The sequence below is a fragment of the Cellulomonas gelida genome, from assembly GCF_006538725.1.
Classification (GTDB): domain Bacteria; phylum Actinomycetota; class Actinomycetes; order Actinomycetales; family Cellulomonadaceae; genus Cellulomonas; species Cellulomonas gelida.
On the sequence record NZ_BJLQ01000004.1, the window covers coordinates 22752 to 44974 of the forward strand.

Here is a 22223-nt window from a genome sequence, read left to right on the forward strand (position 1 = left end):
CCCCGGGTGACTCGTGCGCCCGTCACTGCGCGTCCAGGATCTCCTGGTAGAACGCGCGCAGCTCCTCGCCCCCCGCGGACTTCCAGGTCGCGATCGCCGCGTCGAGGTCGTCGAGCGTCTTGCGTCCGCGCGAGATGTCCTTCTCCAGGTCGACGAACGGCTGGCCGATCGACGCGTACTGGGGCGGCTCGACGATCTGCATCGCGAAGAACAACGGCTCGGTCACGTACTGCGCCGCGTCCGCCATCCAGGTGCTCGACGCCTCGACGAAGCCCGGGTACTGGACCCGCGTGTTCGCGATGGGCGGGTCGACGAGGAACATGTACGTCGGCTGCAGCTCGGTCGCGGCGAGAGCGGTGGGAACCGGGACGCCGTCGTCGCCCTTCGTGTAGTGCACGCCCTCGACACCGTTGTTGATCACGTCGAACTCGGTGGTCCCGAAAGGTGCGGCCAGGACGTTCGCGAGCTGCAGGAGCTCGCGGATCCTCGCCTCGTCGTCGGACCGCTTGAGGAACGAGAAGATGTTCGCCGGGTTGCCCTGGAACAGCACGGGTGTGCCGCCGTCGGCCGCGATCGGCGCGAACGGCTGCTGCCAGTACGCGGGGTTCGCGGCCAGGTTGTCGCGCAGCGCCTCGTGCCAGCCGCCCAGGCCGTCGTTCGAGATGAGCGTCTGCCCGCCCTGGAAACGGGTCTTGGCCTCGCCGGTGTTGCCGGCGACCGCGTCCGGGTGCACCGCACCGGAGGCGAACAGTCGCGCGTTCCAGTCGAGCGCCGCACGGTACTCCTCGGTCTCGCACCGGGCGACGAGCTTGTCGCCCTCGAGCTTCCACTTCGGCGGGACGGCGTGCATCTGCACCGACGTGACCCACAGGTCCTCGGCGCCGTAGACGTTCCCGCCCGTGAGCTCCTTGGCGAGGGCGAGCAGGTCGTCGGCCGTCCGCACATCGGCCTCGACGCCCTTGGCGTCCAGCAGGTCCTTCCGGTAGAAGGTCGCGTCCGTGATGATCTCGCCGGGAAACGGCAGGCCGTAGAGGCGGCCGTTGAACACGCAGAACTTCCACGCGGCCGTCGGGATGTTGGCCAGGTTCGGGTAGTCCTTGACCTTGTCGCCGGCCAGGAAGTCGGTCAGGTCCTGGAACAGGTTCGGCACGATCTCCGAGCCGAACCGCGACGGGATGTTCCAGGTCGGCACGCAGACCCAGTCGGGCACGTCCTTCGCGGACGCGAGCACGGTCGCGAGCTTGTCACCGTACGTGTTGCCGTCGGAGATCTGGAAGCTGATCGTCGAGCCGAGGACCGCGTTGACGGCCTCGTAGTACTGGTTGCCGTCGACGGGCGGGATCGTGCCCCACAGCGGCGTCATCGCCGTGAAGGTCGCACCCGAGCCGGGCGGCGTCGTCACGGACTGCACGAACGATGCGGGGATCGTCGCGAAGCCCGGCGTCGAGCCCTTGACGCTCGGGAAGTCGGGCTTGACGTACTCGACCGGGTAGTACGCCGGCAGGATGTCGGTCGAGACGCTGGCCTGTGCGGTGGGACCGGCCGCGCCGCCTCCGCCCCCGGAGCTGCACGCGGACAGCAACGACGGCACACCGATCACGGCCGCACCAACGGCGATCATCCCGAGGAACCCGCGCCGGCCGACCTCGACGTCAGCGATCCGGCCGGTTCGGGGGGTGGAGCTGTTCATGAGCGTCCTCACTCCCGGAGTTGCCCTGCGCGTGGTGTCGCGCAGGGATGGCACCTGCTCGGCCGAGCGTCGACCCGGACGCTGCGGACGGCCGCCGAACCGTCGACCTCTGCGTCGAAGCGGTTCGACGGGGAACGTAGCCGGACTTCCGGAGGAATGCAACCATCGTGACAATCCACCCGGACCCCCTCGTTCGGCATGGTGACCCTCGTCCGGGATCGGACAACCCCGACAGATGGCCCGGCGACCGGCACGTGTGCGAGGATCGCCCGGACGACGACGAGAGTGCCACGCCGCGCACATCATCGAATCGGTTCAACGGGTCCAGGACCCCCACGCACTCGACGAGGAGTACGCACGTGACCGACGACGCGACGCCGCCGGACGCGCCCGACGCCACGCGGCCGCACCACGGCGCCAGCCACCTCGAACCCGTCCTCGGCGCGCACGAGCTCGCGTCGGACCTCGTCGCGCGCCTGACCACCGACGAGAAGATCGCGATGTTGCACCAGCGCGGACCCGCGGTCGAACGGCTCGGGCTGCGCGCGTTCACCACCGGCGCCGAGGTGCTGCACGGAGTGTCCTGGCTGGGCACCGCGACGGTGTTCCCGCAGCCCGTCGGGCTCGCCGCGACCTGGGACCCGGACCTGCTCACGCGCGTCGGAGCCGCGGTCGGGGTCGAGCTGCGGGCCAAGCACGCCGCGGACCCGTCGGTGTCGCTCAACGTGTGGGCACCCGTCGTCAACCCGCTGCGGCACCCAGCCTGGGGGCGCAACGAGGAGGGCTTCAGCGAGGACCCGTACCTCACCGCGCTGCTCGCGACCGCCTACGCCCGCGGGCTGCGCGGCGACCACCCGGTGTACTGGCGCACCGTGCCCACGCTCAAGCACGCGTTCGGCTACAACAACGAGACCGACCGCGCCGTGACGAGCTCCCAGCTGCGTCCGCGCGTGCTGCACGAGTACGAGCTGCCCGCCTTCACCGGGCCCCTCGCTGCCGGGGTCGCAGGCGCGGTCATGGCCGCCTACAACCTCGTCGACGGCCGCCCCAACCACCTGCACGGCGAGCTCCTCGACCTCCTGCGGGAGGCCGCACCCGGGTCGCTGCTCGTCGTCTCCGACGCCGCCGCACCCGGGTTCGTCGTCGACCTCCAGCGCTTCTACGACGACCACGTCGAGTCGCACGCCGCGATGCTGCGCGCGGGCGTCGACTCGTTCACCGACAACGACGCGGACGCGGGACCGACGATCGCGCACCTCACCGAGGCGCTACGGCGCGGGCTGCTCGACGAGCCCGTCATCGACCGCGCGGTCGTGCGCCAGCTCGAGCTGCGGATCCTCACCGGCGAGCTCCACCCCGAGCTCGACCCCTTCGTCGTCGGAGCCGGCCAGATCGACCTGCCCGAGCACCGGGCGCTCGCACGCGAGGCCGTGGCGCGGTCCGTCGTCGTGCTCGAGAACACCGGCGCGCTCCCTCTGTCCTCGCGGGCGCGTGTCGCGGTCGTCGGACCGCTCGCCGACCGCGCGCTGCACGACTGGTACTCCGGGACGCCGCCGTACACCGTCGGGCTCGGCACCGCGCTGCGCGAGCGGGTGGGCACCGACCAGGTCCGGGTCGCCGACTCCTCGGACCGGCTCGTGCTGCGCGCGACGAGCACGGGCCGCGCGGTGCGCGCGGTCGGGCCCGACCACGTGCTCACCGCCGACGCCGACGCGCGCGACGACCACGCGCAGCACGACGCGACGCTCTGGGAGGGCGGGCTGTGGACGCTGTCCGTCGCCGCGACCGGGCTGCTCTGGACCGGCGCACGCTGGGTCGCGCGGGCCGATGCGAGCCGTGTGGGCGGCTGGGTCGCGCAGGAGACGTTCCGACGCCACGTGCACGACGACGGGACGTGGTCGCTGCAGCACGCGGGCTCGGGCAGCTGGCTGCGCGTGCAGCACGACGAGGCGGGCACGCTCGTCGCCGACGGTCAGACGCTCGACGACGCCGAACGGTTCGCTGCCGAGACGATCCGCTCGGGTGCCGCGGCCGTGCGCGACGCGTGCGCCGACGCCGACGTGGTCGTCGTGGCGCTCGGCAACGACCCACACCTGGGTGGACGCGAGACCCAGGACCGCCGTTCCCTGACCCTGCCCACCGCGATGCTCGACCTGTGGCGCGTCGCCGCTGACGCCGCGCCGGCCGCGCGCCGCGTCCTGCTCGTCGTCTCGTCGTACCCGTACGTCCTGCCCGACGACCTCGGGGCGGACGCCGTCGTGTGGAGCTCGCACGGCGGTCAGGAGCTCGGGCACGGGATCGCGGACGTGCTGCTGGGCGACGAGGAGCCGCACGGACGGCTCACGCAGGCCTGGCCCGCGCGGGTCGAGCACGTCGGCGACCTCTTCGACTACGACATCATCGCCGCGGGTCACACCACGTGGTACGCGGCCCACCCACCCCGGTACGCGCTCGGGCACGGGCTCACGTACGGCGACGTGCGGTACGTCGCCGTACGTGACGCGGACGTCGCCGGCGCGGGAACGGGGTCCGACGAGGCCACGGTCGTGCAGGCCGACGACGAGCAGGTCGGCCTCGTGGTGACCGTGCGCAACGACGGAGCGCGTCCCGCGCACGAGCTCGTGCAGGTGTACGCCGACGCGCCCACGCACCGGCTGCCCTACGGGCACCGGCTCGTCGCGCACGCACGGGTCGAGCTCGCCGGGGGCGAGCAGCGTGACGTCGCGCTGCGCGTGCCGGTCGCGCGCCTCGCGACGTGGGACGTCACGCGCGCGCGGTTCGTCGTCGAGCCGGGCCGGTTCGATCTCGGCATCGGCCCGTCCGCGGCGAACCTCCCGCTGCACGTCGCGGTCGAGGTGCACGGCGAGCCCGTACCGCCGCGCACGCTCGTCGGACGCGCCGTGCGCCTCGCGGACGGCGACGACCTCGCGGACGTCGAGCTCACGGCGCACACGCGCGAGCGCGGGACCGCCGTGCAGGTCGCGCGAGGACGCACCCGCGGGTCCGTGGTCCTGCGGACGTGCGACGTCGCCGGAGCGGCCGGGCTGCGAGCCGTCGTCGCCCGGACGCGCCCCGGACCCGCGCGGCTCTCGCTCGCGGTCCGCGACGCGGGTGCGGACACGTGGCGCACGCTCGTCGACCTCGACGTCCCCGAGGGCGGCGACCGGTGGACGTGGCGCACGCTCGACGCGCCGTTCACCTCGCCGCCCGACAACGACGGACCGCCGGTCGACGTACGGGTCACGCTCGTCGGCGCCGCACGCGCCGCGTCCGTCGAGCTGACCGTCTGAGCGCGACGCCCCTCGGCCCGCTCAGGGGCCCGTCACGTGCCAGCGATGCCCGTACGGGTCGACGAGCCAGCCGCTCCGCGTGCCGTCGGGCACGTCCTGCGGCGGACGGTCCTGCGTCGCGCCCGCCGCGACCGCCCGCGCGTACGCCTCGTCCACGTCCGGCACGGACAGGACGACCGCGCTGGTCGACCGGCCGCCGAGCGACTTCGGGGCGTACGCGCCGTACTCGTGGTACTCGTCGGACAGGTACACCGACGCCCCGTCGAAGTCGAGCGCGACAAACCCGATCCGGCCGTCCTCCTCGTCGTAGCGTTCACCCGCGGTCGCCCCGAACGCCGCCGCGTAGAACACGATCGCCCCAGCGGCGTCGTCGACGGTCAGGTAGGGCACGGTCCGTCCCATGGATCCCCCGCTCCCGGTCGGCGCCGTCGCCGACCTTCTGTCGCTCCGCATCGAGGCGTTTCAATTGAATGCCGCTCGGTGACGACCGTCAATGTTCTGCGCGACGGGGCGAGGTTGACGGAAACGTCCGGTGTGGGCGACGATCGGGCGTTGAAGCGCTTCGACGACGAAGCCACGAACGGAGACCCCCACCGTGCTGCGAAACCTGTCCGCCTGGCACGTCATCATCCTCGTCGCCGTCCTGGTGCTGCTGTTCGGCGCCAACAGGCTGCCCGAGCTCGCGCGCGGCGTCGGTCAGTCGCTGCGCATCTTCAAGAGCGAGGTCAAGGACCTCGCGAGCGACGACGACGGCGCCCCGCGCGGCGCCACGGCCTTCGCCGCCGCTCCTGCTCCGGCCCCCGTGACGCAGATCGGCGCGCAGCCGAGTCCGCACGACCCGGACCACCGCCCCGCGGCCTGACGCGCCGGCCGCCCGGGATCGGGTCGGGTCACGCCCCGGTCAGTCCACCAGGACGCCTGCGCGCAGCACGCGCCGCGCCCGCAGGTGCTCGTCCGCCACGACGACGTCCGCGCGCAGCCCGACCGCGAGCGCGCCCACGTCGGCCAGCCCGAGCACCGTCGCCGGCGTCGTCGAGGCGGCCCGCACCGCGTCGACCAGCGGGACTCCCGCCGCCACGGTGGAGCGCACGACGTCGAGCAGGTGCGCGACGCCACCCGCGATCGCACCGCTTCGTCCGTCCGGTCCCACGATCCGCGCGACGCCGTCGGCGACGCGGACCGCCATCGGCCCGAGCTGGTAGTCGCCGTCCGCCATCCCCGCAGCAGACATCGCATCCGTCACGAGGGCGATGCCGGCGGCCCCCACGAGGTCGAACACCGAGACCACGGTGGCGGGCGCGAGGTGCGTCCCGTCCGCGACGAGCTCGACCACCAGCTCGCCGCGCGACGCCGCCGCGAGGCACGCCATGACGGGCCCCGGGTCGCGGTGGTGCACCGGGCGCATGCCGTTGAACAGGTGCGTCGCGGTCGGCCGGGTCCCCCGCGCGCTCGTGGCGCCGGCCAGCAGGTCGAACGCCCGGTCGACGGCCGCCTCGACCTGCTCGGCGCTCGCGTCCGTGTGGCCGATCGACGGCAGCGCGCCGGCGCGCACGAGCGCCGCGATCACGTCGGCGTCGGCCTCGCCGTCCGCGTCGGCAGACGTCTCGGCCGCGGTCACGCCCGCGACTTCAGGTGCGATCGTCATGGTGACGAGGTACCCGCGCGCGGCCTCGGCGATCTGCCGGACGAGCCCCGGGTCACCGGCCAGCATGTCGTCGGGGTTCTGCGCGCCGCACCGCGCGTGCGACAGGAACGGACCCTCAAGGTGGATGCCCGCGAGCACGCCCTCCTCGGCGGCCTCGGCCAGGAGTGCCGTGCGAGTGAGCAGCTCGTCGGCGGGGGCAGTCACGAGCGAGGCGACGAGCGAGGTCGTCCCGTGGCGCAGGTGCTCGTCGGCGGCGCGCCGGACCTCCTGCGCGGTCGTCGCGTCCGGGAAGCTCGCGCCGCCGCCGCCGTGGCAGTGCAGGTCGACCAGGCCCGGCAGCACGGTGTCGTCCGAGGTCTCCGGCAGGCGCTCGTTCCACGGCGCCGGGGCCTCGCCGGCAGGACCGATCCACGCGATCGTCGCACCCCGGGTCACGAGGAGGCCGTCCTCGAGGACGTCGGTCGGCGTGACGACCCGGCCACGCAGCAGGATCTCGGACTCGGGCTGGTCGCTCACGCCGCCATTCTTCCCCACCCGCGCACGTCCGCCCGGGACGCCTGGCCCGTCAGCCGGACGTTCTCGCGCCGACCGCGTGGCGACCTGCTCGCGGCTGTCGCGCCATCAGACCTCGAGGGTCGCCGGATGCCGCGCCCGGCGGACGTCGCGGCGCCGGACCGACCGGTCCGCCCAGAGGCACGCCCCCGCCGCCGAGACCGCGCCGACCACGACGATCCCCAGACCGAGAGCCGAGAGCGACCACCGCTGCAGCACGACCACGGTCGAGAGGAACGCCACGAGGGCACCCAGCAGCCCGTACACCGCGGCCCGCCGCTCGGCAGCGGCCCGGGCGAGCCGGTGCTCGACGAGCATCGACAGCGTCCCGCCCACCACGAGCACCGGCACAGCGCCGAGGACCACGGCGTACGACACGACCACGAGCCCGAGCGCGCCGTTCCCCGCGGCCAGCGAGACCGCGGCACCGATCAGCCAGAACAGCACCAGGGCGCGCCACACGATCGCGGCAGCGCGGCGGACGTCGACCTCGGGGGCGCTGCTCGTCATACGCCCCATCATCGCGCCCGGCCCCCGGCGCCGGAAGTGCGCGTGACCGCGACCCGTCCTGTCCGACCAGGGGCTCAGAACAGGCGGGAGTCGACGTCGTCGACGCCGCGCATCGCCTCGTAGTCGAGCGTGAGGCACGCGATCCCGCGGTCGGCGGCGAGGACCCGCGCCTGCGGCTTGATCTCCTGGGCGGCGAACACGCCGCGCACCGGGCTGAGCAGCGGGTCGCGGTTCAGCAGCTCGAGGTAGCGCGTGAGCTGCTCGACGCCGTCGATGTCGCCCCGGCGCTTGATCTCGATCGCGACCGACCCGCCGGTGGGGTCCTTGGCCAGGATGTCGACCGGCCCGATGGCCGTCGGGTACTCGCGCCGGACGAGCACGTGACCGTCGCCCAGCAGCCCGATCTGCGCCGCGAGCAACTCCTGCAGGTGCGCCTCGACGCCGTCCTTGACCAGCCCGGGGTCCACGCCGAGCTCGTGCGCGCTGTCGTGCAGCACGTCGTAGAGCTCGATCTCGAGCCGGTCGTCCGACTTCTGGTGCTGCACCGTCCACACCTGCGTGACGCCGGCCGCCCGCGACTCGTCGTCGGGCTCGACGACCGCGAGCGAGCACGGCGGGCTCATCCAGTTCAGCGGCTTGTACGAGCCGCCGTCGGAGTGCAGCAGCACGCTGCCGTCGGCCTTGACGACGAGCAGTCGCGTCGCGCGCGGCAGGTGCGCCGAGAGACGCCCGGTGTAGCGGGCGGCGCAGGACGCGACGACGAGACGCACGCGGGATCCTCCGTCAGGTCAGGGGTCGGAGCGGCGGTCAGATGACCGAGCCGACGCGCGACGGCGTCGCCTCGATCCAGGAGGTGAGCCCGGCGTACGCCTCGGGCGACAGCCGCAGCTCGAACTCCACGGGCTTGCCGTTCGACCGGGCGTGGCACGTCACGACGAGCTGGCCCGCGCCCGGTCCCTCGGCGGCACGCCGGGAGACGATCGTGAGCGACTGGCGCTCCCAGCGCCGCGCCGGACGCGGGGCCAGGGACGACGAACGCCACCAGTAGAGCGAGGCCGCACCGTACTGGGCGACCCCGCTCGGCCAGCGCGCACCGTGGCGCAGCCCGCACCGGAACGACCCGACGCGCCGGTCGAGCGTGTGCCGGCGCGACAGCCACAGCCCGAAGCTGCCGATCACGAGCACGACGACCGTCAGAACCGCGACGACGATCTCCCCGGGCACGTGACCTGGCGCCTCAGTGGCCCGTGGACGTCGGGTCGCTCAGCGCGTCGACGACGACCGTGACCGTGTCGGAGTCCACCGACAGGAACCCGCCGTCCACGTGCCAGGCGAGCTGCTCGCCGTCGGTCGTGCGCACGCGCAGCTCGCCCGCGCGCAGCACCGACAGGATCGGCGTGTGCCCGGCGAGGATCCCGATCTCCCCGTCGGCCGCGGGGGCGGAGACCTGGCGGGCCTTGCCCGACCAGACCTTGCCCACCGCGTCGACGAGGTCGACCTCGAGAGAGGACGCCATCAGACCCCGTACTCCTTCTGGATCCGGGCCCAGTTCTTCTCGAGGTCCTCGAGGCCACCGATGTTGAAGAACGCCTGCTCGGCGATGTGGTCGAACTCGCCGGCTGCGATCTTCTTGAACGCCTCGACCGTCTCGGCCACCGGGACCGTCGAGCCGACGACACCGGTGAACTTCTCGGCCATGTAGGTGTTCTGCGACAGGAACTGCTGGATGCGACGAGCCCGTGCGACGACGGTCTTGTCCTCCTCCGACAGCTCGTCGACACCGAGGATCGCGATGATGTCCTGGAGCTCCTTGTTGCGCTGCAGGATCGACTTCACCTGCGTCGCGACGTCGTAGTGCTCCTGGCCCACGTAGCGCGGGTCGAGGATGCGGCTCGTCGAGGCGAGCGGGTCGACCGCGGGGTACAGACCGCGCGAGGCGATCTCACGGCTGAGCTCGGTCGTCGCGTCGAGGTGCGCGAACGTCGTGGCCGGGGCCGGGTCGGTGTAGTCGTCGGCGGGCACGTAGATGGCCTGCAGCGAGGTGATCGAGTGACCACGCGTCGAGGTGATGCGCTCCTGGAGGAGGCCCATCTCGTCGGCCAGGTTCGGCTGGTAGCCGACCGCGGACGGCATGCGGCCGAGCAGCGTCGAGACCTCGGAACCGGCCTGCGTGAACCGGAAGATGTTGTCGATGAAGAGCAGCACGTCCTGGTTCTGCACGTCGCGGAAGTACTCCGCCATCGTGAGTGCCGAGAGGGCCACGCGCAGACGCGTGCCCGGCGGCTCGTCCATCTGGCCGAAGACGAGGGCCGTCTTGTCGAAGACGCCCGCCTCCTCCATCTCGGCGATGAGGTCGTTGCCCTCACGCGTGCGCTCGCCGACACCGGCGAACACCGACACACCACCGTGGTCCTGCGCGACGCGCTGGATCATCTCCTGGATGAGGACCGTCTTGCCGACGCCCGCACCACCGAAGAGGCCGATCTTCCCGCCCAGCACGTACGGCGTGAGCAGGTCGATGACCTTGATGCCCGTCTCGAACATCTGCGTCTTCGACTCGAGCTGGTCGAAGGCCGGGGGCCGGCGGTGGATCGGCCAGCGCTCGGTGACCTCGAACGTCTCGCCCTCGGCGAGGTTGAGCACGTCACCGGTGACGTTGAAGACCTTGCCCTTGGTCACGTCGCCGACGGGCACCGAGATCGGCGCGCCGGTGTCGGTCACGTGCGCACCGCGGACGAGGCCGTCCGTCGGCTTGAGCGCGATCGCGCGGACGAGCGAGTCGCCGAGGTGCTGCGCGACCTCGAGGGTCATCCGCAGGACGCCCTCGTCCTCGCCCTGGCTCGACAGGTCGATGTCGACCGTCAGGGCGTTGTAGATCTCGGGGATCTGGTCCGCCGGGAACTCGATGTCCACGACGGGGCCGATCACGCGGGCGACGCGACCGACGCCGGGCGTGCCGGCGGCGGCGGCCGTCTCGTCGACGGTGGTGGCGGTCATGTCTGGCCTGCTTTCTCGTCCCGGGGCGGGTGGACCCCGGCGGGTCTTCGGTTGGCTGTGGTCAGGGTCAGGAGGCCGAGGCGAGCGCGTCGGCGCCCGAGACGATCTCGCTGATCTCCTGCGTGATCTCGCCCTGACGGGCCTGGTTCGCCAGTCGGGTGTACATGCGGATGAGGTCCTCGGCGTTGTCCGTGGCCGTGTGCATGGCCCGCTGACGTGCCGCGAGCTCGGACGCCGCGGCCTGCAGGAGGCTCGCGAAGATCCGGGCGCGGAAGTACCGCGGGAGCAGCGCGTCGAGCACGACCTCGGGGTCGGGCTCGAAGTCGTACAGCGGCAGCGGGCCTCCGTCGCCGGCCGGGGCAACACCCTCGACCACCTCGAGCGGCAGCAGCCGGATCACGCGGGGACGCTGCGTGACCATGTTGACGAACTGCGTGTACACGACGTGCACCTCGGCGACGCCGCCCTCGTCGGCCGGAGCCCGGAAGCGCTCGAGGAGCGCGTCCGCGATCTCCAGCGCCGTCTCGTACTGCGGCGCGTCCGACTGCCCCGTCCACTGACCCGCCAGCCCGCGCTGCCGGAAGCGGTAGTACGACACCGCGCGGCGCCCGGAGACGAACAGGTCGACCTCGTGCCCCTCGGCCTGCAGCTTCTCGATCTGGCGCTCGGTCTCGCGCAGGACGGTCGCCGAGTAGGCGCCCGCCATGCCACGGTCCGACGCGATGAGCAGCACCGCGACCCGCTTGGTGTCCGTCCGCTTCGCGAGGAAGGGGTGCGAGACGTCCGAGTGCGTGGCCACGGCCGAGACGGCACGGGTGATCGCCCGCGAGTACGGCGACGCCAGGGCCACCCGGTCGCGTGCCCGGCCGATGCGGGAGGCAGCGATCAGCTCCTGCGCCCGGAACATCTTCTTGAGCGACTGGGTGGACTTGATGCGCTGCTTGTAGACGCGCTGCGAACCGGCCATGCTCAGGCCTTCTTCTGCCGGACGATCTGCTCCTGCTCCACCGCGACCGACTCGTCCTCGTCCTCGACGCCGACCAGCGGCGTGCCGTCGAACTTGAGGAAGCCGTTGCGGAACTCGGCGACCGCGTCCGCCAGGGTCTGCTCGGTCTGCGACTCGAGCTTGCCCGTGGAGGCGATCGTCGACAGCACGTCCGTGTGGCGACGCAGGTGGTCGAGCAGCTCCGACTCGAAGCGCTTGACGTCCTCGATCGGCACGTCGTCCAGGTGGCCCTTGGTGCCCGCCCAGATGGACGCGACCTGGGACTCGACCGGGTACGGCGTGTACTGCGCCTGCTTGAGCAGCTCGGTCAGGCGCGCACCACGCGCGAGCTGGGCGCGCGACGTCGCGTCGAGGTCGGACGCGAACATCGCGAACGCCTCGAGCGAGCGGAACTGCGCCAGGTCGAGCTTGAGCGTGCCGGAGACCTGCTTCATGGCCTTGATCTGCGCGGCACCACCGACGCGGGACACCGAGATGCCGACGTCGACGGCGGGGCGCTGGTCGGCGTTGAACAGGTCCGACTGCAGGAAGATCTGGCCGTCGGTGATCGAGATGACGTTCGTCGGGATGTACGCCGAGACGTCGTTCGCCTTGGTCTCGATGACCGGCAGACCCGTCATCGAGCCCGCACCCAGCTCGTCGGAGAGCTTGGCACAACGCTCGAGCAGCCGGGAGTGCAGGTAGAAGACGTCACCGGGGTACGCCTCGCGGCCCGGCGGGCGGCGCAGCAGCAGCGACACGGCGCGGTAGGCCTCGGCCTGCTTCGACAGGTCGTCGAACACGATGAGGACGTGCTTGCCGTCGTACATCCAGTGCTGGCCGATGGCCGAGCCCGTGTACGGCGCGAGGTACTTGAAGCCCGCGGGGTCCGAGGCGGGAGCCGCGACGATCGTCGTGTACTCGAGCGCGCCGGCCTCCTCGAGGGCGCCACGCACGGCGGCGATCGTCGAGCCCTTCTGGCCGACCGCGACGTAGATGCAGCGCACCTGCTTGGTCGGGTCGCCGGTCTCCCAGTTCGCCTTCTGGTTGATGATCGTGTCGATCGCGATGGCCGTCTTGCCGGTCTGGCGGTCGCCGATGATGAGCTGACGCTGACCGCGCCCGATCGGGATCATCGAGTCGATCGCCTTGATGCCGGTCTGCAGCGGCTCGTGCACCGACTTGCGGGCCATGACGCCCGGCGCCTGGAGCTCGAGCGCACGACGCGCGGTCGTCTCGATCTCGCCCAGACCGTCGATGGGCTGGCCGAGCGGGTCGACGACGCGGCCGAGGTAGCCGTCACCGACGGGGACCGAGAGCACCTCGCCCGTGCGACGGACCTCCTGGCCCTCCTCGATGCCGGAGAACTCACCCAGCACGACGACGCCGATCTCGCGGACGTCGAGGCTGAGCGCGAGGCCGAGCGTGCCGTCCTCGAACCGCAGCAGCTCGTTGGCCATGGCACCGGGCAGGCCCTCGACCTGCGCGATGCCGTCGCCAGCGAGGGTCACGCGGCCCACTTCTTCGGCCACGGCGCCCGAGGGCTCGTAGCTCTTCACGAAGCTGTCCAGCGCGGCGCGGATCTCCTCCGGCCTGATCGTCAGCTCAGCCATTGCTCTCTCCTGTCATGGGGCCTGCACACGCAGGCTCCGCGTTCTGGGGTGCCGGTTCAGCCGGCGAGTCGTCGTCGGGCGTCGGCGAGCCGGGACAGCACGGTCGAGTCGACGACCTGCGCTCCCACCTGGATGCGCAGACCACCGAGCACGTGCGGGTCGAGGATCACGTTGAGCTGGATCTCGCGGCCGTAGGCCTGGCGCAGGATCTGCGCGAGCCGGTCCTGCTGCGCCGAGGTGAGCTCGGACGCCGTCGTGATGGTCGCGACCTCGCGCTTGCGGCGCTCGGCGATCAGGTCGCCGACGTGCCCGAGCGTGGCCAGGTACCGCCGGCCGCGCGACGCGGACGCCGCCCGACGGGCGACGATCGCCGTGACCTCGCTCGCTCGGCCGGCCAGGATGGCGTCGACCAGACCTGCACGAGCGTCACCGGGGATCGCGGAGTCGTACAGGGTCCGGTTGACCTCGCGCTGACCGATCAGCGCGCGCGTCAGCCGGAACAGCTCTGCCTCGACCTGCGCGAGGGCGCCCTCGTGCTCGGCGCGCGCCAGCACGGCCATGAAGCCGAGCCGCTCGAGCGCCTCGGCCAGGTCGGCGTCCGCCGACCAGCGCTGGCGCACGGCGTCCTGGGCGACCGCGACGACCCGGGGGTCGGCAGCACCGAGGAGCTGTCCTGCGAGCCGTGCCTTCGCCTCGCCGTCGACCGACGGGTCGCCGAGGGTCCGGCGCAGCGAGCCCGACGAGTCGAGCGCGTCGACCACGGCGAACAGCTGCTCGCCGAGGTCGGACGCCGCCGACCCGGCGGAGGCGAGAACCGGCTCGAACCGCTCCTCGACCGCCGCCAGCGACGCACGCGACGTCCCGCGCATCAGCGCCCCTGCCCGCTCGTGGTCGCCGACGTCGCCTCGAGCTCGTCGAGGAACCGGTCGACGACGCGCGAGCGCCGGACCTCGTCCTCGAGCGACTCGCCGACGATCTTCGCGGCGAGCTCGGTCGCGAGCGTGCCGACGTCCGTCCGCAGCTGCACGGCGGCCTGCTGACGCTCGGCCTCGATCTGACGCTGCGCGGTCTCGGTGACCCGCGCGGCCTCGTCCTGAGCCCGCGTGCGCAGCTCGGCCACGATCTGCCCGCCCTCGGTGCGTGCGTCCTCACGGATGCGCGCGGCCTCGGCACGAGCCTCGGCGAGCTGCAGGTGGTACTCGTCCAGCGCGGCGGCTGCCTCGGCCTGCGCCTGCTCGGCCTTGGCGAGGCCGCCCTCGATCTTCTCCGTGCGCTCGTCCAGCACCTTCTGCAGGGCGGGCAGGGCGTACTTGAAGAACGGGATCGCGATGAGCAGCAGGACGACGGCCGACCAGAAGATGTCGTAGCCCTCGGGAAGCAGGAGCTGGATGCCCTTGATCTCCTCCGAGCCCTCCGCGGCCGTCACGACAGCCGCGGTGATCGCGGCCGGGCTCACGGGAAGAGGAACCCGGTGATGAGGCCGAGGAGGCCCAGGACCTCGACGAAGCCGATACCGATGAACATCGTCGTGCGCAGCTGACCGGCGACCTCGGGCTGACGTGCGATGCCCTCGATCGTCTTGCCGATCAGGATGCCCAGGCCGATGCCGGGGCCGATGACCGCGAGGCCGTAGCCGATGGTCGCGAGGTTGCCCGAGACGGCGTTCTCGGCCGCGAGGATGGTCTCCGCAAGAGCCACGATTGCTCGTTCCTTCCGTTGGGTACCCGACCGGTCGGCCGGCTACTCGTTCGTTGGTGGGGACCGCGACGGGGCCCCGACTGGACGTGCTAGGGGGTCAGTGCTCTTCCTCGACGGACAGGCTGATGTAGACGGCCGTCAGGACGACGAAGATGTAGGCCTGCAGCGCGCCGACGAACATCTCGAAGAGCGTCATCGCGAAGCCGGCGGCGAAGGTCAACGCACCGAAGGACTTCATGATCCCGGTGGCGTCGAACAGGAAGTACTGCGTGGCCGAGAAGCACAGCACCAGCATGAGGTGCCCGGCGACCATGTTGGCCATGAGTCGGATCGCCAGCGTGGCGGGCCGCAGGATGAACACCGTGAGGAACTCGATCGGCGTCAGCAGCACGTACATGAACCACGGCACGCCGGGCGGGAAGAGGCTCGCCTTGAGGAAGCCGCCGAGGCCCTGAGCGCGGACGCCCGCCGAGAGGTACCGGACGTAGGCCCACGCCGCGAGCAGCAGCGGCAGGCCGATCAGCGCGGTGCCGGCCATGTTGAGGCCCGGGACGACGCTCGTCAGGTTGAACGCGAGGATCGCGAAGAACATCGTCGTCAGCAGCGCGGTGTGCTCGCGCGCCCGCTCCTTGCCGAGGATCTGCTCGGCGACCTGCACCCGCACGAAGTCCAGACCCATCTCCACGACGTTCTGGAACCGGCCCGGCACGAGCTTGGCGCGGCGCGCGGCGATCACGAACACGACCACGATCGCGACCGCGGCGATCAGCCGGACCAGCTGGATCCGGTTGAACTCGAAGATCGTCCCCTCCCACAGCACCGGCGGCGGGAAGAAGTCCGCGATCGACGGCGCGTGGAAGCCGCTGCCTCCCTCGTCGGACGCGAGTGGCATGAGGGTCGCGAGGCTGGACAGGGTGCGCTCCTGGTGGTCGTTGGCGCCGGTGCCGGGGCGTCGTCGCGGGCACGCGATCGGCGTCGGCCGTCGGGGTCGGGAGGAAGCCTAACTCATCCACGGCCGTGGACAGGCCGTGATCCAGGACTGTCGTCCTACGATTCCGACGGGGTCGTGCCCGAGGCTGATGGGTCGACGTACGGGATGCGCGCACGCGTCACCGCGCGGTAGTCCAGGTAGGCCGATCCGAGCACTCCGACCAGCAGGACGACCGCCAGCACCTGGCGTGAGTAGAAGTCCTGGTCGCGCAGGATCGCGAGCACGACGATCACCACGATCACCTTCGCGAGCCACGTCCCCATCACCACGGCGGCCATCACCTGGGCGTTCGAGTGCGCGGTCCGCAGCATCGCGACGATCGTCGTCCCGGAGAACACCAGGGCGAGCCCCACGCCGATCAGCGCGCCCCACACCCCGGCGCTGCCGGCGACGAGCCAGCCGATCGGGACGCCGAGCACGAGCAGCCCGCCGAGCAGCCAGAGCATGGTGCGCAGCGACGTGCGGAAGACGTCCTCGGCCGACGTGTCGCGCCGGGTGCCCGCCGCGTCGTCGTCGGTCGTGTCGCCAGGCACCTGCCCGGGCGCGACGGTCGGGCCGGTCGGGTCGGTCGTGCCGGTCGGGTCGACGTCCGGCTCGTGGTCGGAGCTCGTCGGCTCGCTCATGCGGTCCCCAAGGGTGTGCGGTGCGACCGGCCGCGCAGCGGCCCGATGGTCAGCAGGACGGCGACGACGACGGCCGCGGCGAAGATCCACAGCACCGTCGTCGTCGAGAACACGACGAGCGCGCCCACGCCGTAGGCGAAGACGGCCGTCCAGACGTACATGATCGCCACCGCGCGGCGGTGGCTGTGCCCGAGCGCGAGCAGCCGGTGGTGCAGGTGCAGGCGGTCGGGGTGGAACGGGGACTTGCCCTGGATCGTGCGGCGCACGATCGCCAGGCCCATGTCGAGCAGCGGCAGCAGCAGCACCGCGATCGGCAGGAGCACGGGCAGGAACGCGGGGAACGACTGCCGGCGCGAGATCTGCTCGGGGTCGATCTGCCCCGTCACGACGATCGCCGCGGCCGAGAGCACGAACCCGAGCAGCATCGCGCCCGAGTCCCCCATGAAGATGCGCGCGGGGTACACGTTGTGCGGCAGGAACCCGATGCACGCACCGACGAGCGCCGCCAGGACGAGCGCCGACAGGCTCGCGTAGTCACCCGACGTCGCCCTCGTGAGCAGGTAGCAGTAGAGGAAGAACGCCCCGCCGCCGATCGCGAGCACACCGGCGGCGAGCCCGTCGAGCCCGTCGACGAAGTTCACCGCGTTCATCGCGACGACCACGGTGACGATCGTCAGGAACGTCCACATGCGTGTCGAGCTGACCGTGACCCCGCCGAGCGGCAGCTGGTAGAGCTGCACGCCCTGCCACGCGAGGAACCCGGCGGCGAGCACCTGCCCCATGAGCTTGGTGAGCCAGTCGAGGTCCCAGATGTCGTCGGCCACGCCGAGCAGCACGACCAGGCCCGCGCCGCCGACGATCCCGATCAGCGCGCGCGGGTTGTCGTAGACGCCCGCGAGGAACGGCAACGGGCTGGCCAGCACGATCGCCACGACGATGCCGAGGAACATCGCGAGACCGCCGAGCCGGGGCGTGGGCACGGCGTGCACGTCACGGTCGCGGACGGCCGTGATCGCGCCCCAGCGCAGCGCGCACCACCGCGCGAGCGGCGTCATGACGTACGCCACCGCCGCGGCGATGATGCCGACGAGCAGGTAGACCCTCACCCGGCGGCACCGGCCTCGGGTGCGTCGGGCGCCTCGGGCGCCGCCGCCGGGAGCCGGCCGTCCGTGCCGTGCACGGGCGCGATCGTGTTGAGGTCCTCGAGCGTGATCGCACCCTGGCGCACGACCTGCAGCCGCGGCCCGGTCGCGTCGACGATCGTCGAGGCGACCTGCCCGGGCGAGTCGCCCGCGTCGAGGTACACGCGCACGCTGTCGCCCAGCATGCGGTGCGCCTCGGCCGCCGTCAGGGCAGCCTCCTCGCCCGTGCGGTTGGCGCTCGAGACGGCCATCGGGCCCGTGCGCTTGAGCAGGGCGCGCGCGGTGGCGTGGTCGGGCACACGCAGCGCGACGGTGCCGTGCGTCTCGCCCAGGTCCCACGCGAGCGACGGCTGCGCGCGCACGATGAGCGTCAGGCCGCCGGGCCAGAACGCCTCGGCCAGGAGGCGCGCGTGCGCGGGGACGTCGGTCGCGAGCCCGTCGAGCGTGCGGACGTCGGCGATGAGGACCGGCGGCGGCATCTGCCGTCCGCGGCCCTTCGCGTCGAGCAGCGCCTGGACGGCCGGCGGGGAGAACGCGTCGGCGCCGATCCCGTAGACGGTGTCGGTCGGCAGGACGACGAGGCCGCCGTTGGCGATCACGTCGACCGCCTCGTCGAGCGCCGGGCCCCAGGTCGCCGCGTCGTGGGCGGGCAAGGTGCGCGCAGTCACGCGTTGGATCCTGCCACGTGCGGGCGGGTGCTCCGACGCGCGACGAGCATCCGGGGCCGTCCGGTCAGGTCGGGCAGGGTCGCGATCTCGACGAACGCGCCCGTGCCGGCCGCCGCGACGCGGGCCTCGACGTCCTGCACCTCGGCGTGCTCCATGACGAGCAGGCCACCGGGCGCGAGCAGGCGCTGCGCCGCGGCGATCACGGCACGCGGCACGTCCAACCCGTCGGCGCCCCCGCCGTACAGCGCGAGGTCAGGGTCGTGGTCGCGGACCTCGGGCTCGCGCGGCACGGCGTCGGGCGGCACGTACGGCGGGTTGGAGACGAGCACGTCGACCTTCCCGACGAGGTCGGCGAGCAGCGCGGGGTCGCGCACGTCCCCCTGCTCGACGCGCAGGCGCAGCGTGCCGACGGCCCCGCTGTTCGCGCGCGTGAGCGCGACCGCCTCCGACGACAGGTCGACGGCGACGACCTGCGCCCCGGGCACCTCGGTGTCGACCGACAGCGCGATCGCTCCCGTGCCGCAGCACAGGTCGACGACGACCGGGCTGCCACCGGCCGCGACCAGCCGCGTCGCCTCGTCGATCGCGACCTGCGCGACCACCTCCGTCTCGGGGCGGGGCACGAACACCCCGGGCTCGACGCGCAGCGTCAGGTAGCGGAACACGGTCGACCCGAGGATGTGCTGCAGCGGCTCGCGCCCGCGCCGACGTTCGACGAGCGCGGCCAGCTCCTCGACGAAGCCGTCGGGTGCGACCTGCGGTGCGAGCGCGAGCTCGAGGTGCGGCACGCCGAGCGCGAAGGCCGCCAGGGCCACGGCGTCGACGCGCGGCGAGGGGACGCCCGCCTCGTCGAGCACGCGCGCGGCCCCCTCGACCAGAGCGCGCACGCCCGGCGCCCGCCGCTGCTCGTCGGGCACCTGCACGACGAGCGGCTCGTCGCGGCTCATGCGCCCGCCTCCGCGAGCCGTGCGGACTCGTCGGCCTCGATCGCGGACGCGATCACCGGCCCCAGGTCACCCGCCAGCACCGCGTCGAGGTTGTACGCCTTGTACCCCGTGCGGTGGTCCGCGATGCGGTTCTCGGGGAAGTTGTACGTCCGGATGCGCTCGGACCGGTCGACCGTGCGCACCTGGCTGCGCCGCGCCTCGCTCGCCGCCGCCGCGGCCTCCTCCTGGCGCGCCGCGAGCAGTCGCGCGCGCAGCACGCGCATGGCCTGCTCACGGTTCTGCAGCTGGGACTTCTCGTTCTGCATCGACACGACGATGCCCGTGGGCACGTGCGTGATGCGCACGGCCGAGTCGGTCGTGTTGACGGACTGGCCGCCGGGGCCTGACGAGCGGTAGACGTCGATCCGCAGGTCGTTGGGGTCGAGCTCGACCTCGCCCTCGTCGTCCGCCTCCGGGAAGACGAGCACGCCCGCGGCCGACGTGTGGATGCGCCCGGCCGACTCCGTGACGGGCACGCGCTGCACGCGGTGCACGCCGCCCTCGTACTTCAGGTGCGCCCACACCCCGTCCTCGGGGGCGACCGCGCCGCGCGCCTTGACCGCGACCTGCACGTCCTTGAGCCCGCCGAGGTCCGAGGGCGTCGACTCGAGCACCTGGGTCGCCCAGCCCTGCTGCTCGGCGTAGCGCAGGTACATGCGCAGGAGGTCGCCCGCGAACAGCGCCGACTCCTCGCCGCCCTCGCCGGCCTTGATCTCGAGGATCACGTCACGTGAGTCGTCCGGGTCGCGCGGGATCAAGACCTCGCGCAGCCGCGCGGCGGCCTCGTCGGCGGCGGCGCGCAGCGCGGGGAGCTCGGCAGCGAACGACGCGTCCTCGTCCGCGAGCTCGGCGGCGGCCGCCGCGTCGTCGGACGCCGAGCGCCACGCGCGGTAGGCCTGGGCGACCCGACCGAGCTCGGCATACCGACGGCCGAGGGTCCGGGCGCGGCCGGCGTCGGCGTGGACCGCGGGGTCCGAGAGCTGCGCCTCGATCTGCGCGTGCTCGGCGAGCAGCGCCTGCGCGGCGGCGAACTGCTCGCTCACGGGGTCTCCCTCTGGGGTGCGGACGTGCGACGGGGCACGCGACGCACCCCGGGAACGACGCAGCGCCGGTGCCCTCGCGGACACTGCCATGGAGGGCAGTCGTCCGCGCCGGGCACCGGCGCTGCGAAGGTGCTAGTTGGCCTTCTTGCCGTAGCGCGCCTCGAACCGGGCCACGCGGCCACCGGTGTCGAGGATCTTCTGCTTGCCCGTGTAGAACGGGTGGCAGGCGCTGCAGACGTCGGCGTGGATCTTGCCGCTCGTCACGGTGCTGCGGGTGACGAACGTGCTGCCGCACGTGCACGTCACCTCGGTGACGACGTACTCGGGGTGGATGTCAGACTTCACGAGAGCTCTCCTTGGTGGGATGTCTCCGGGTCCCGGCGCGAGGCGCGCGCGGGTGAACCGCAGACCAGCGAACCATCATGCCAGAACGAGACGCGCGCTCGAAATCTTCCCCGGTGACGTGGACCCACCCGCGGCCGCCGCGTCCGGCGGGCGTGAGCCGTCGGCACCCGGCCCGCCCGCCCTCTCTAGGATGCTCAGGTGCCGTCCCCCCACCGTGAGCGCCTCGTCGTCGGGCTCGTCATCGACGACAACCTCGACCGTCCCGACGGCGTGCAGCAGTACGTCCTGACGCTCGGGGCCGAGCTCACGCGACGCGGGCACGAGGTGCACTACATCGCGTCCACGACCGTGCGCACCGACCTGCCGAACCTGCACGTCATCGGGCGCAACGTCGGGGTGACGTTCAACGGCAACCGGCTCAACACGCCGCTGCCCGCGTCACGCGCCCAGGTCCGCGACCTGCTCGCCCGGGTGCCGTTCGACGTCCTTCATGTGCAGATGCCCTACTCCCCCGTGCTCGCCGGCGCGCTGGTCTCGGCCGCGCCGGCGCGCACCGCGGTCGTCGGGACGTTCCACATCTACCCGCACTCGTGGTGGGTGACGGCCGGCACGCGCGTGCTCGGGCTCGTCGAACGGCGGCGCCTGCGCCGGTTCGGCACCGTGTTCGCGACGTCGGAGGCCGCCTCGGCGTTCGCCCGGGCGACGTTCGGGGTGCCGACGACGGTGCTCGGGAACCCGGTCGACGTCGCGCGGTTCCGGCCATCACCAGACGAGCCATCACCAGACGAGCCATCGCCCGACGGGCCGTCGCCCGACGGGCCGTCGCCCGACCGCCCCGTGCGCATCGTGTTCCTGGGGCGTCTGGTGCCGCGCAAGGGCCCGCGCGAGCTGCTCGCCGCGGCCGTCGCGATGACCCGCGCGGGCACGCAACGGCCCTGGACGCTCACGCTCGCGGGGCGGGGACCGCTGCACGACGAGCTCGCGGCGACGGTCGCGCGCGAAGGGCTGACCAACGTCGACCTGCCCGGCTTCGTCGCCGAGGAGGACAAGGCCGCGCTGCTGGCCGACGCGGACGTCGTCGCGCTGCCGTCCACGGGTGGCGAGAGCTTCGGCATCTCCGTCGTCGAGGCGCTCGCGGCCGCACGCGGCGTGGTCCTCGCCGGCGACAACCCCGGCTACCGCACGACCATGGCGGGCCTCGAGCGCCAGCTGCTCGACCCGGCCGACACCGCGACGTTCGCGCGCACGCTCGGCCGGTGGGTCGACGACCCGCAGGGACGGGCCGAGATCGCCCAGCGCCAGCGATCCGCGGCGGCACGGTTCGACACGCCGCGGATCGCCGACGAGGTCGAGCGGGGCTACCGGGCAGCGCTCGCCGCAGCACGCGCGGCGCTCTGACGGAAGCATCGCCTGCGCGGGCCCCGCACGTGCGGTCAGCGCGGGGT

At 72.6% G+C, this 22223-nt stretch carries 23 protein-coding genes; 3 read left to right on the top strand and 20 right to left on the bottom strand.

Features of this window, described 5'->3' with window-relative positions:
• Positions 1-22: 22 nt before the first annotated feature.
• Positions 23-1690, bottom strand: coding sequence for an extracellular solute-binding protein (locus CGE01nite_RS02770; protein ID WP_048342954.1), 1668 nt, complete (start codon positions 1688-1690; stop codon positions 23-25).
• A gap of 359 nt (positions 1691-2049) precedes the next feature.
• Here CGE01nite_RS02770 and CGE01nite_RS02775 point away from each other — a divergent pair, with 359 nt between their 5' ends.
• Positions 2050-4980: a glycoside hydrolase family 3 C-terminal domain-containing protein gene (locus CGE01nite_RS02775; RefSeq protein ID WP_229747242.1), complete on the top strand. Its 2931-nt coding sequence runs from the start codon at positions 2050-2052 to the stop codon at positions 4978-4980.
• A gap of 21 nt (positions 4981-5001) precedes the next feature.
• Here CGE01nite_RS02775 and CGE01nite_RS02780 read toward each other — a convergent pair whose 3' ends face one another.
• Complete coding sequence (locus tag CGE01nite_RS02780; RefSeq protein WP_048342955.1) at positions 5002-5382, bottom strand: VOC family protein; 381 nt, start codon at positions 5380-5382, stop codon at positions 5002-5004.
• A 193-nt stretch (positions 5383-5575) separates the two neighbouring features.
• Here CGE01nite_RS02780 and tatA point away from each other — a divergent pair, with 193 nt between their 5' ends.
• On the top strand, positions 5576-5842 hold the full coding sequence (tatA, locus tag CGE01nite_RS02785; protein WP_053071642.1) for a Sec-independent protein translocase subunit TatA: 267 nt from the start codon (positions 5576-5578) through the stop codon (positions 5840-5842).
• Positions 5843-5881: 39 nt separating this feature from the next.
• Here the strand turns inward: tatA and CGE01nite_RS02790 are convergent, their stop codons facing one another.
• The 18 genes from CGE01nite_RS02790 to rpmE all read right to left on the bottom strand — a co-directional run bounded on the left by CGE01nite_RS02790 (position 5882) and on the right by rpmE (position 20778).
• Positions 5882-7141 (bottom strand): N-acetylglucosamine-6-phosphate deacetylase, encoded by a 1260-nt coding sequence (locus CGE01nite_RS02790; RefSeq protein WP_048342956.1) that lies wholly within the window; start codon positions 7139-7141, stop codon positions 5882-5884.
• Positions 7142-7246: 105 nt separating this feature from the next.
• Entirely contained in the window at positions 7247-7687 is a 441-nt protein-coding gene (locus CGE01nite_RS02795; RefSeq protein WP_141368854.1) for a hypothetical protein, read from the bottom strand.
• A 74-nt stretch (positions 7688-7761) separates the two neighbouring features.
• Complete coding sequence (gene nucS, locus CGE01nite_RS02800) at positions 7762-8457, bottom strand: endonuclease NucS (protein WP_048342958.1); 696 nt, start codon at positions 8455-8457, stop codon at positions 7762-7764.
• A 37-nt stretch (positions 8458-8494) separates the two neighbouring features.
• Entirely contained in the window at positions 8495-8911 is a 417-nt protein-coding gene (locus CGE01nite_RS02805) for a DUF2550 domain-containing protein (protein WP_141368856.1), read from the bottom strand.
• Between the two features lie 13 nt (positions 8912-8924).
• Complete coding sequence (locus tag CGE01nite_RS02810; protein ID WP_048342960.1) at positions 8925-9203, bottom strand: F0F1 ATP synthase subunit epsilon; 279 nt, start codon at positions 9201-9203, stop codon at positions 8925-8927.
• On the bottom strand, positions 9203-10684 hold the full coding sequence (gene atpD, locus CGE01nite_RS02815) for a F0F1 ATP synthase subunit beta (protein WP_048342961.1): 1482 nt from the start codon (positions 10682-10684) through the stop codon (positions 9203-9205). The genes CGE01nite_RS02810 and atpD overlap by 1 nt, the downstream gene beginning before the upstream one ends.
• A 67-nt stretch (positions 10685-10751) precedes the next feature.
• Positions 10752-11651 carry a F0F1 ATP synthase subunit gamma gene (locus tag CGE01nite_RS02820; RefSeq protein ID WP_141368858.1) on the bottom strand — a complete coding sequence of 300 codons (900 nt, stop codon included), beginning with the start codon at positions 11649-11651 and terminating at the stop codon, positions 10752-10754.
• Positions 11652-11653: 2 nt separating this feature from the next.
• Positions 11654-13282, bottom strand: a complete 1629-nt coding sequence (gene atpA / locus CGE01nite_RS02825; RefSeq protein ID WP_141368860.1) for a F0F1 ATP synthase subunit alpha — start codon at positions 13280-13282, stop codon at positions 11654-11656.
• A 56-nt stretch (positions 13283-13338) separates the two neighbouring features.
• Entirely contained in the window at positions 13339-14151 is an 813-nt protein-coding gene (locus CGE01nite_RS02830) for a F0F1 ATP synthase subunit delta (protein WP_141368862.1), read from the bottom strand.
• Positions 14151-14738, bottom strand: coding sequence for a F0F1 ATP synthase subunit B (locus CGE01nite_RS02835; protein WP_048342965.1), 588 nt, complete (start codon positions 14736-14738; stop codon positions 14151-14153). The genes CGE01nite_RS02830 and CGE01nite_RS02835 overlap by 1 nt, the downstream gene beginning before the upstream one ends.
• Complete coding sequence (gene atpE / locus CGE01nite_RS02840; protein WP_048342966.1) at positions 14735-14980, bottom strand: ATP synthase F0 subunit C; 246 nt, start codon at positions 14978-14980, stop codon at positions 14735-14737. Before atpE ends, CGE01nite_RS02835 begins: the two co-directional genes overlap by 4 nt.
• Before the next feature lie 97 nt (positions 14981-15077).
• On the bottom strand, positions 15078-15872 hold the full coding sequence (gene atpB, locus CGE01nite_RS02845) for a F0F1 ATP synthase subunit A (protein WP_048342967.1): 795 nt from the start codon (positions 15870-15872) through the stop codon (positions 15078-15080).
• A 155-nt stretch (positions 15873-16027) separates the two neighbouring features.
• Entirely contained in the window at positions 16028-16594 is a 567-nt protein-coding gene (locus CGE01nite_RS02850) for a Cg1360 family ATP-synthase-associated protein (RefSeq protein ID WP_229747243.1), read from the bottom strand.
• Positions 16591-17700 carry an MraY family glycosyltransferase gene (locus CGE01nite_RS02855; protein ID WP_048342968.1) on the bottom strand — a complete coding sequence of 370 codons (1110 nt, stop codon included), beginning with the start codon at positions 17698-17700 and terminating at the stop codon, positions 16591-16593. Before CGE01nite_RS02855 ends, CGE01nite_RS02850 begins: the two co-directional genes overlap by 4 nt.
• On the bottom strand, positions 17697-18404 hold the full coding sequence (locus CGE01nite_RS02860) for an L-threonylcarbamoyladenylate synthase (protein ID WP_048342969.1): 708 nt from the start codon (positions 18402-18404) through the stop codon (positions 17697-17699). Before CGE01nite_RS02860 ends, CGE01nite_RS02855 begins: the two co-directional genes overlap by 4 nt.
• The gene (prmC, locus tag CGE01nite_RS02865) at positions 18401-19351 is read right to left on the bottom strand and encodes a peptide chain release factor N(5)-glutamine methyltransferase (RefSeq protein ID WP_141368864.1); all 951 of its coding nucleotides are present in this window, start codon (positions 19349-19351) and stop codon (positions 18401-18403) included. Before prmC ends, CGE01nite_RS02860 begins: the two co-directional genes overlap by 4 nt.
• Positions 19348-20433 carry a peptide chain release factor 1 gene (gene prfA, locus CGE01nite_RS02870; RefSeq protein WP_141368866.1) on the bottom strand — a complete coding sequence of 362 codons (1086 nt, stop codon included), beginning with the start codon at positions 20431-20433 and terminating at the stop codon, positions 19348-19350. The genes prmC and prfA overlap by 4 nt, the downstream gene beginning before the upstream one ends.
• A 132-nt stretch (positions 20434-20565) precedes the next feature.
• Complete coding sequence (rpmE, locus tag CGE01nite_RS02875) at positions 20566-20778, bottom strand: 50S ribosomal protein L31 (protein ID WP_048342972.1); 213 nt, start codon at positions 20776-20778, stop codon at positions 20566-20568.
• Positions 20779-20976: 198 nt separating this feature from the next.
• Here rpmE and CGE01nite_RS02880 point away from each other — a divergent pair, with 198 nt between their 5' ends.
• Positions 20977-22176: a glycosyltransferase family 4 protein gene (locus tag CGE01nite_RS02880; RefSeq protein ID WP_141368868.1), complete on the top strand. Its 1200-nt coding sequence runs from the start codon at positions 20977-20979 to the stop codon at positions 22174-22176.
• Positions 22177-22223: the final 47 nt, after the last annotated feature.

Excerpts from the sequence above, each read along its gene's own strand:
- CGE01nite_RS02850 (WP_229747243.1), bottom strand. The coding sequence starts at position 16,594 with ATGAGCGAGCCGACGAGCTCCGACCACGAGCCGGACGTCGACCCGACC.
- CGE01nite_RS02780 (WP_048342955.1), bottom strand. The coding sequence starts at position 5,382 with ATGGGACGGACCGTGCCCTACCTGACCGTCGACGACGCCGCTGGGGCG.
- atpB (WP_048342967.1), bottom strand. The coding sequence starts at position 15,872 with ATGCCACTCGCGTCCGACGAGGGAGGCAGCGGCTTCCACGCGCCGTCG.
- CGE01nite_RS02830 (WP_141368862.1), bottom strand. The coding sequence starts at position 14,151 with ATGCGCGGGACGTCGCGTGCGTCGCTGGCGGCGGTCGAGGAGCGGTTC.
- CGE01nite_RS02820 (WP_141368858.1), bottom strand. The coding sequence starts at position 11,651 with ATGGCCGGTTCGCAGCGCGTCTACAAGCAGCGCATCAAGTCCACCCAG.
- CGE01nite_RS02810 (WP_048342960.1), bottom strand. The coding sequence starts at position 9,203 with ATGGCGTCCTCTCTCGAGGTCGACCTCGTCGACGCGGTGGGCAAGGTC.
- CGE01nite_RS02795 (WP_141368854.1), bottom strand. The coding sequence starts at position 7,687 with ATGACGAGCAGCGCCCCCGAGGTCGACGTCCGCCGCGCTGCCGCGATC.
- atpA (WP_141368860.1), bottom strand. The coding sequence starts at position 13,282 with ATGGCTGAGCTGACGATCAGGCCGGAGGAGATCCGCGCCGCGCTGGAC.
- atpD (WP_048342961.1), bottom strand. The coding sequence starts at position 10,684 with ATGACCGCCACCACCGTCGACGAGACGGCCGCCGCCGCCGGCACGCCC.
- CGE01nite_RS02770 (WP_048342954.1), bottom strand. The coding sequence starts at position 1,690 with ATGAACAGCTCCACCCCCCGAACCGGCCGGATCGCTGACGTCGAGGTC.
- prmC (WP_141368864.1), bottom strand. The coding sequence starts at position 19,351 with ATGAGCCGCGACGAGCCGCTCGTCGTGCAGGTGCCCGACGAGCAGCGG.